The organism is Thiobacillus sp. 65-1402 (assembly GCF_001897685.1).
GTDB lineage: Bacteria > Pseudomonadota > Gammaproteobacteria > Burkholderiales > Thiobacillaceae > Thiobacillus.
The window spans coordinates 19,076-27,602 of sequence record NZ_MKUG01000073.1 but is presented as its reverse complement, the minus strand read 5'-3'; the positions used below and the strand labels follow the sequence as shown (position 1 = coordinate 27,602).

At 68.4% G+C, this 8,527-nt stretch carries 8 protein-coding genes; 1 reads left to right on the top strand and 7 read right to left on the bottom strand.

All coding sequences use genetic code 11. The features are described from left to right. Window positions 1-32 precede the first annotated feature (32 nt). Complete coding sequence (locus BGO62_RS06210) at window positions 33-1,727, bottom strand: cation-transporting P-type ATPase (protein WP_296640282.1); 1,695 nt, start codon at window positions 1,725-1,727, stop codon at window positions 33-35. Between the two features lie 225 nt (window positions 1,728-1,952). On the opposite strand from BGO62_RS06210, the gene BGO62_RS06205 reads away from it, so the two are divergent. Beyond that, the gene (locus tag BGO62_RS06205; RefSeq protein ID WP_296640280.1) at window positions 1,953-3,269 is read left to right on the top strand and encodes a hemolysin family protein; all 1,317 of its coding nucleotides are present in this window, start codon (window positions 1,953-1,955) and stop codon (window positions 3,267-3,269) included. A 33-nt stretch (window positions 3,270-3,302) separates the two neighbouring features. On the opposite strand, the gene BGO62_RS06200 is transcribed toward BGO62_RS06205, so the two are convergent. From BGO62_RS06200 to queD, 6 genes are all read right to left on the bottom strand, one after another. Next, complete coding sequence (locus BGO62_RS06200) at window positions 3,303-3,944, bottom strand: class I SAM-dependent methyltransferase (RefSeq protein ID WP_296640278.1); 642 nt, start codon at window positions 3,942-3,944, stop codon at window positions 3,303-3,305. Continuing rightward, a complete protein-coding gene (locus BGO62_RS06195; RefSeq protein WP_296640276.1) occupies window positions 3,941-5,155 on the bottom strand; it encodes an MFS transporter in 1,215 nt (404 codons plus the stop codon). The genes BGO62_RS06200 and BGO62_RS06195 overlap by 4 nt, the downstream gene beginning before the upstream one ends. A 75-nt stretch (window positions 5,156-5,230) precedes the next feature. Further along, entirely contained in the window at window positions 5,231-6,538 is a 1,308-nt protein-coding gene (locus tag BGO62_RS06190) for an MFS transporter (protein ID WP_296640274.1), read from the bottom strand. Window positions 6,539-6,540: 2 nt separating this feature from the next. Next, on the bottom strand, window positions 6,541-7,272 hold the full coding sequence (locus BGO62_RS06185; protein WP_296640273.1) for an MBL fold metallo-hydrolase: 732 nt from the start codon (window positions 7,270-7,272) through the stop codon (window positions 6,541-6,543). Window positions 7,273-7,332: 60 nt separating this feature from the next. Beyond that, window positions 7,333-7,989: a metalloregulator ArsR/SmtB family transcription factor gene (locus BGO62_RS06180; protein WP_296640272.1), complete on the bottom strand. Its 657-nt coding sequence runs from the start codon at window positions 7,987-7,989 to the stop codon at window positions 7,333-7,335. Window positions 7,990-8,113: 124 nt separating this feature from the next. Beyond that, the gene (queD, locus tag BGO62_RS06175) at window positions 8,114-8,473 is read right to left on the bottom strand and encodes a 6-carboxytetrahydropterin synthase QueD (protein ID WP_296640270.1); all 360 of its coding nucleotides are present in this window, start codon (window positions 8,471-8,473) and stop codon (window positions 8,114-8,116) included. Window positions 8,474-8,527: the final 54 nt, after the last annotated feature.

Sequence of the window (8,527 nt, the reverse complement as noted above, 5' to 3'; positions counted from 1 at the left end):
ACCCCGGAGCGGTGGGGCTGCATGTTCTGGATTCATTTTGCTCGGGCACGCCGATGATGACGACCGCGGAATCCCGGCATGGTCGCCGTGTGCGGATGGTCGCCGGTGACCATGATGACGCGGATGCCGGCCGCGGCGCAGCGCGCCATGGCCTCCGGCACTTCCGGCCGCGGCGGATCTTCCAGCCCGACCAGGCCCGACAGGATGAGGCCGCGCTCCTCGGCGGGCAGGCCGCCGTCGACCGGGCCATGGGCGAAAGCCAGCACGCGCAGACCGGCCTCCGCCAACGCGTCCTGCGCCGCGAGCAGGCGGGCTTTCACCGCGCCATCGAGCGGCGCGACCATGGCGTCGAGCTGCACGAAATCGCAGGCCTCAAGCACCGTTTCCAGCGCCCCCTTGCAGTAAAGCATGCGCCCATGCGGGGTTTCGCACAGCACCGACATGCGCTTGCGATCGGTGTCGAAGGGAATCTCGTCGATGCGCACGTAGCCGTCGAGCGCGCCGGCGGCCTGGCGGCCCATGGCGGCCAGCGCCACCTCCATCGGGTCGCCCTGCCAGGTGCGGCTGCCCTGATTCCCCATTTCTTTCAGGTTGTGGCAGAGCGCGGCATTCACGAAGAGCGCACGGTGATCCGCCGCCAGACGCGGCTGCGCCGCGATGTCGTCCGCCGCGGCGAACCTGCCGCCCAGCCACAGGCGCCGCACCGACATCCGGTTCTGCGTCAGCGTGCCGGTCTTGTCGGAAAGGATCACCGTGATCGAGCCGAGCGCCTCCACCGCGGGCAGGTGCCGCACCAGCGCGTTGCGCTTCGCCATGCGCTGCGTCGCCAGCGCCAGCGACAGCGTCACCGTCGGCAGCAGGCCTTCCGGCACGTTGGCGACGATGATGCCGATGGCGAACAGCAGGTTCTCCCAGAACGGCAGGCCGAGCGCCTGGCCGACCAGGAAGAACGCGCCGCCGATGCCGCTGGCAAGCATGGCCACCATGCGGGAAAGCCGTTTGATCTCGCGCTGCAACGGCGATATGGCTGCGCCTGCCGTCTGCGTCAGATGGGCGATGCGGCCGAATTCGGTTCGCATGCCGGTGGCGTAGACCACCGCGCGCGCCTGGCCCGACACCACCGCGGTGCCGGCCAGCACGATGTTTCTGGCAAAGAGCGGCGAACTCTCCGTCTGGGGGGCTGCGCTGCGTGCCGCGGGCAGCGACTCGCCGGTGATCGTCGCGGTGTTGACGCGCAGGCCGAGCGCCTCGACCACCCGGCAGTCGGCCGGCACGAAGTCGCCCTCCTCCAGCAGCACGATGTCGCCGGGCACCACTTCGCCGGCAAGCTTCCGCACCACTTCGCCATCGCGCGACAGCGTCGCCTGCTGCGGCAGCAGCAGGCGCAGCGCGTCGACTGCGCGTTCGGCCTTGTATTCCTGCCAGAAGGAAAAAACGCCGTTGACGAGGATGACGCCGACGATGGCGACCCCCAGCCGGGCCATGCCCTGGCCGGGTTCGAAATACTCGGCGAAAAACGCCAGCGCCGCGCCCAGCCACAGGATGACGGCGAAGAAGTGGGTGAATTCGCGGGCGAAGCGCAGCAGCATGGACTCACGCCTCACCTCCTCGACGCGGTTGGGGCCGAATTCCGCCAGCCGGCGCCGCGCCTCGGACGCAGTCAGCCCCGCAGCCGAGGTATGCAGGCTGGCGAAGGACTGCTCGACAGTAAGGGTTTGAATGTGCACGGAAAGACCCGGCGATGTATCCTGTTCGTTCAACATAGACACAACGGACCCGATCCGGACGGCAGCCGCGCGGCCGCTGCGGAGGCGGCGGCTTTCCGCCCTATGCCTGACTCCGGCGCCCCGGCCTGGCGGCTCCGCGCCCAGGCCGGGGCGCGCAACACGGTCTACGCTTCGGTTTGGGCGGCGAATGCCGGCCTGCTTCCGTCAAACCCTACTGGATCACCCATGGAAATCCTCTTCTTGACCGCCCTGATCGTGCTCAACGGCGCGTTCGCCATGTCGGAAATCGCCCTGGTGACGGCGCGCCGCGCCCGCCTGGCGCGGCTGGCCGAGGACGGCGACGCCGCGGCAGCGGTCGCGATGAAACTGCACGACGACCCGACGCGCTTCCTGTCGACGGTGCAGATCGGCATCACCTCGATCGGCATCCTCAGCGGGATCGTCGGCGAGGCGGCGCTGGCGCAGCCGCTGGCGCTGTGGCTGCAGTCGCTCGGGCTGGAACCGGAAGCCAGCCGCATCGCCTCGACCGCGCTGGTGGTCGTCGTCATCACCTATGTCTCGATCGTCGTCGGCGAGCTGGTGCCGAAGCGCATCGGCCAGTTCAATCCCGAGGGCATCGCCCGCCGGGTGGCGCGCCCGATGCATCTGCTGGCGATTCTGGCGCGCCCCTTCGTGCGCCTGCTGGCGGGGTCGACCGATGCGATCCTGCGCTTGCTGGGCAAGCAGCCGTCCAGCCAGGAGGGCGTGATCGAGGAGGAAATCCACGCCCTGCTGGAGGAAGGCTCGGAAAGCGGCGCGATCGAGCAGCAGGAACGCGACATGGTGCGCAACGTGTTCCGCCTCGACGAACGGCACATCAACTCGCTGATGATCCCGCGCGCCGACATCGTCTATCTCGACGCCAGCCTGCCGCCGGAAGAAAACCTGCGCCGCGTCGCCGAATCGGAACACTCGCGGTTTCCGGTCTGCCGCGGCGGGCTCGACGAGGTGCTGGGCATCGTCACGGCCAAGCAGCTGCTCAACCAGCAGCTGCGCGGCGGCAACGCCGACGACCTGACCGCGCGGCTGACGCCGGCGGTGTATGTGCCGGAAAGCCTCACCGGGATGGACCTGCTGGAGCACTTCCGCGCATCCGACACCCAGATGGTGCTGATCATCGACGAATACGGCGAGATCAACGGCCTGGTCACGCTGCAGGACGTGCTGGAAGCGGTGACCGGCGAATTCAAGCCGCGCAACCAGGAAGATGCCTGGGCGGTGCTGCGCGAGGACGGCTCCTGGTTCCTCGACGGCCTGATCCCGATCCCCGAACTCAAGGACCGGCTGGGCCTGAAAACCGTGCCCGAGGAAGACCGCGGCCGCTACCACACGCTGAGCGGGCTGGTGATGTGGCTGTCCGGGCGGCTGCCGCAGACCGGCGACATTCTGGTCTGGGAAAACTGGCGGCTGGAAGTGGTCGACCTCGACGGCAAGCGCATCGACAAGATTCTCGCCACGCCGATTGCGCCCGCAGAAGGCACGCCGCCCGACGCGCCGGCCTGACGCCTGGCCGGGCGTCCTCGCGTCCGCAGCGAATCAGGCCTTCTCGCCGGCCGCCAGCAGCATGCCACCCCACGGCAGCGCGCCTGGGATGGTCTGTTCCAGCGCCCTCGCCCAGCGCGTTGCCGCCGGCAGATAAATCGCCGCGCGCAATGTCAGCTTGCGTACCGGCAAGCCGGAAAACAGCGCACGCACCTCGTCGGCGCCATGCCAGCGGGCGCCGCGATAGGCGCCGCTACCGCCGCCCCGTCCCTTTTGCCGATACAGCAGGCTGTTCCGGTTGAGCCAGCCGATGGCGAAGCGGCGGCGCGCCACCCGCACGGCCTCGGCCACGGCCTGCCGCTCGCCATCGACGAAACAGAGCGCGGCAATGGACAGCACATGGTCGAAGCCGGCGTCGGCGAACGGCAGGGTGCGCGCGTCCCCCTCCACCCAGTTCACGTCCCCGGGGCTGCGGGCGCGCGCATAGTCCAGCCACGCGGAATCAGGATCGAGCCCGGTCGCGATGAGACCATCGGCCGCGGCGCGGCGCGTGAACCAGCCGGTACCGCAGCCGACATCGAGCAGGCTGTCGCCTGCCCGTGGCGCGAGCAGCCGCTTCGCCAGCGCGTATTCCGTGTCGCCGACCCAGCGTCCGCGCGGGGTGGCGTACCAGGCGTCGTAATCGGCGGGATTCATGCCATCGCCGGCCGGCGCAAGCGGCGCTCGATGCCGACAACCGCGATCAGCGCGGCGACCAGCAGCGGCGCCACCGCGAGATTCAGCGCGACCCAGCCGAAGCGGTCGTAGAGCCAGCCTGCCGACAGGGTGGCCAGCGCCACCAGACCGAAGACGACGAACTCGTTCACCGCCTGCACCTTCAACTGTTCGGCCGGCCGGTAAGCCTGGGTCAGCAGCGTGGTGCCGCCGATGAAGGCGAAATTCCAGCCGATGCCGAGCAGCACCAGCGCCGACAGAAAATGCAGGAATTCGACGCCGGACAGGACCAGCGCGACGTGGCCGAGCAGCAGGATGAATCCGGCCTGCATGATGCGCGGCGCGCCGTAGCGCTGGATCAGCGAGCCGGTGAAGAAGGAAGGCGCGAACATGCCCACCACGTGCCACTGGATCACCGACGTCACGCTCGTTTCCGGCAGGCCGCAGCCCAATATCGCCAGCGGCGTCGCCGTCATCACCATGATCATCACCGCATAGCCGATGGCGGTGCCGAAGATCGCAACCCGCAGCACGGGCTGGCCCAGGATTTCGCGCAGCGGGCGGACGGAGCCGCCATCCACGACGGCCATCCCGGGGAGCCGCAGACGGGAGAGCAGCGCCAGTGCGGCGAGGCTCAGGACGCCCTGCGCCAGATAGGAGCCGACGAAGAGGTGCCCGCCGATCCAGTCGCGCCCCCATTGGCCGAGCTGGGGGCCGAGGAAGGCCGCCACCACGCCGCCGGCCACCACCAGGGAAACGGCCTTGCCGGCACGCTGCGGCCCGGCCGCCTCGACGGCGGCGAAGCGGTAGTAATTGGCGAACCCCTGGTAGCTGCCGAGCAGGAAATGGCCGACGACGAAGGCGGCAAAACTGCCCTGCCGGAGCGCCAGCGCGCACAGCAGGCTGCCGCCGACGCCCAGCAGCGCGCCCAGCAGGAAACCCGGCCGGCGGCCATGCCGGCGCATCAGCATGGCCGCCGGCAGCGAGGCGATGGCGGTACCGATCACCATGGCCGCCACCGGCAGCGTCGCCAGCCCCGGGTCGGGCGCGAGCATGCTGCCGAGGATCGCGGCGAGCGCCATGGAGAGGACGACCGCGGAAAGCGTCAAGGCCTGGCTCAGCGCCAGGATCAGGATGTTGCCGCGGGACGAGGCGGTCATCGGGCTGCGCCCGTCGGGTTCGGCGAAGCCCACGGCGGGTTCCGGTTCAGGCACATGATCGGTCGGAGCTTACATCCCTTCGCGCGTGCGCTCCAGGATGGTTCGGCTTCAATCGGCATCCGGGTTGAGGCGCGGATGGGTTTCCTCGCAGGCCAGCAGGACGATGAGGCCGGAGACGAACATGGCGGCGGCGGTGAACCAGAAGCCGGCCTCGATGCCGCCGAAAAGCGCCGCCACCGCGCCCAGCAGCAGTGCGCCGATGCCGTAGCCGAGATCGCGCCAGAAGCGGTAGATGCCGATGGCCGAGCCGCGCCAGTTGGGGTGGGCGATGTCGGACACGGCGGCCGACAGCGTGGGGTACAAGAGCGCCATGCCGAAGCCCATGACGGCGGCGGAAAACGACCACCACAGCTCGCCCTCGCCCAGCAGCACCAGCGCGACGCCGGCGCCGCACAGCCACATGCCGGCGACGATCGGCTTCTTGCGGCCGACGCGGTCGGACCAGTGGCCGGTGAAGAACTGCGAGATGCCCCAGACGAAGCCGTACACGCCGACCACCCAGCCGATGCCGGCAAGACTCAGGCCGTGCTGGTAGAGATAGACCGGAAAGAACACCCACACCAGCGCATCGACGAATTTTTCCGTGAGGCCGGCCTGGCTGATCGACGCCATGCGCGCATCGCGCCACGACATCAGGCTGAACACTTCCCAGGTGCCGGGCCGCTCTGAAATACGGGTCGGGTAGCGCGGCGGCGGGCCGGCCATCTGCCCCGCCGCGTGTTTCTTGCCTTCGGCGTGCGCCCACGGCAGGGTGTCCTTCACCCACAGCAGGGTCAGCAGGCCGGCCAGCGCGACCACCGTGAGGCCGAAAATCATCAGTCCTTCGCGCGGCCCGTAGGCGCTGGCGAGGTAGCCGGTGACGATGCCCGCCACCGCGACGCCGAAGTAGCCGGCGAACTCGTTGAGGCCGATGGTCAGCCCGCGCTGGTCGGCGCGGGTGAGGTCGAGCTTGGCGGTCTGCGTCATCGACCAGGCGAGGCCCTGGTTCACCCCCAAGAGCACGGTCGCCGCCACGATCCAGCCCCAGCTCGGCGCGTAGAGGATCATGAACGGAATCGGCAGCGCCGCCAGCCAGCCTGCGAACAGCACCTTCTTGCGGCCGATGCGCTCGGACAGCCGGCCGGCGACGAAGTTGAGCGTGCCCTTGACGAAGCCGAAGGCGGTGACGAAAGCCATCAGCATCATGAAGGAGCCGCGGGCGACGCCGAACTCGGTTTCGGCGAGCGCCGGCACCACGGTGCGGAACATGCCGATGGCCAGCCCGACGAAGAACACCTGCACCAGCTGGTGCGAGAACTGGGCGAAATTGTGGCGGATGCCGTAGCGGTAGTCCGCCGCGTTCTGGGCGAGCGACATGTTCAGTTGCCGAGGTTGAAGGCGACCATGCGGTCCATTTCCGCAGGACGTGGCGGGATCGACTGCGTCAGCGCGGCGACGAATTCGTCGCGGCTCATCGCCAGCATCGGGTTCCAGCGTTTCTCGAAGCCGATGGTCGACATCGGCTTGCCCGACATGCCGGCGCCGCAGGCGCTGCCCGAAGTGTGGCCGGGATACAGCTCGACCTCGGCCGGCAGCGTCAGCAAGCGCTGGTGCAGGGTGTCGTGGATCTGCCCCGCCATCTCGGTTTCGCGGCCGGCGAGGTCGGGGCGGCCGGCGCTGCCGACGAACAGGGTGTCGCCGGTGAGCACGAACCACGGGGTTTCGGCACGGCGCTTGTCGGTGACGACCAGGCAGATCGAGTCCGGCGTATGGCCGGGGGTGTGCAGCACGTCGACGAAGACGTTGCCGACTACGATGCGCTGGCCGTCCTTGAGCGCGTCGAAGGGATAGTTCGCGCGGCCGGCATTGGCTTCGTGCAGGCAGTAGGCCGCGCCGGTCTTCTCGGCGAGCGCACGGCCGCCGGAAAAATGGTCGGCGTGGACATGGGTGTCGATCACATGGCTGATCTTGACGTCCTGTTTGGCGGCTTCGTCGATGAACCACTGCTCGTCGCCGAGCACCGGATCGACGGCGACGCCGACATGGCAGGAGCCGCAGCCGAAGAAGTAGGAAAGCGTGGCGTCCTTCGCCAGCAGTTGACGGAAAAACATGGAAGTCTCCTTGGTATTAATTCAGGGCAGGCAGGGTGTTCGGGGCCGGGCACATCAAGGTCATGCCAGCGGCAAGCCGGCCGCCTGCCATTCGGGGATGCCGTCGGCGATCTTCCGGGCGCGGTAGCCGTGTTCCTTCAGCAGCGCCACCGCTTCGGCGGACATCATGCAGAACGGCCCGCGGCAATAGGCGACGACGTCGCGGTCGGCGGGCAGCTCCGCCAGCCGCTGTTTGAGTTCGGACAGCGGCAGCGAGCGCGCAAACGGCAGGTGGCCGGTTGCGTATTCGGCCGACGGACGCACGTCGATCACCACCACCTCGCCGCGCCGCGCCTTCTCCATCAGCGAGCGCCGCGTCTCGGCGTCGAGTTTTTCCGGCGCCGCGAAGATCCGCTCCATCGCCACTTTCAGCTCGACCAGGTGTTCTTCCGCCACCGTGCGCAGATTGACCCACAGCGCGCTGACGTCCGCTCCGGACAACCGGTAGGCGATGAAACGGCCGTCGCGCTGCGTCTCGACCAGGCGCGCCTCTTTCAGCACCTTGAGATGCGCGCTCGCCAGCTTGATGTCGATGCCGGCTTCGGCGGCCAAGGCGTCGACGGTCTTCTCGCCCTGCGCGAGGATTTCCAGCAGTTCCAGCCGCTTGGGGCTGGAAACCGCCTTGCCGATGCGGGCGACCTGTTCGTAGAGCAGGTCTTTGGTTTTGCGTTTATCCATGAAAACAATATTCGCGCGATTATTAGAATATTGCAAGCGATGTTTCCGCCATCCCGCCTCGCTCAATGAAACCGCATCCGGCGCCGGGATAACGCGCGCAAGCGCGCGCCCTCCCCGCAGGCGCTCAGGCCGGCCCGCTGTAGATGCAGCCCGAATCGTGCGTTTCCATCACCTTTATCCGCGACAATCCGGGCAGCGCGGGCTCGAGCTGCCGCCACAGCCACTGCGCCAGATTTTCGCTGGTGGGATTGTCCAGCCCGGCGATATCGTTGAGGCAGCGGTGATCGAGCGCCGCATGGATCGGCTGCCAGGCCGCCTCGATGTCGGCGAAGTCGAGCACCCAGCCAAGCACGGGATCGAGGTCGCCGCTGACGGTCAGTTCGACCTCGAACGAATGGCCGTGCAGGCGCGAACAGGGATGCGATGCGGGCAGCGCGGGAAGCCGCCGCGCGCATTGCAGGTGGAAGATGCGGAAGATGTCCATGCGGCATTTTCGCGCATGCGGCCGGTGCTGGCTATGCGACCTTTGCCGTCCCGG

Coding starts and splice junctions, on each gene's coding strand:
- BGO62_RS06205 (WP_296640280.1), top strand. CDS start 1,953: ATGGAAATCCTCTTCTTGACCGCCCTGATCGTGCTCAACGGCGCGTTC.
- BGO62_RS06200 (WP_296640278.1), bottom strand. CDS start 3,944: ATGAATCCCGCCGATTACGACGCCTGGTACGCCACCCCGCGCGGACGC.
- BGO62_RS06190 (WP_296640274.1), bottom strand. CDS start 6,538: ATGTCGCTCGCCCAGAACGCGGCGGACTACCGCTACGGCATCCGCCAC.
- BGO62_RS06185 (WP_296640273.1), bottom strand. CDS start 7,272: ATGTTTTTCCGTCAACTGCTGGCGAAGGACGCCACGCTTTCCTACTTC.
- BGO62_RS06180 (WP_296640272.1), bottom strand. CDS start 7,989: ATGGATAAACGCAAAACCAAAGACCTGCTCTACGAACAGGTCGCCCGC.
- queD (WP_296640270.1), bottom strand. CDS start 8,473: ATGGACATCTTCCGCATCTTCCACCTGCAATGCGCGCGGCGGCTTCCC.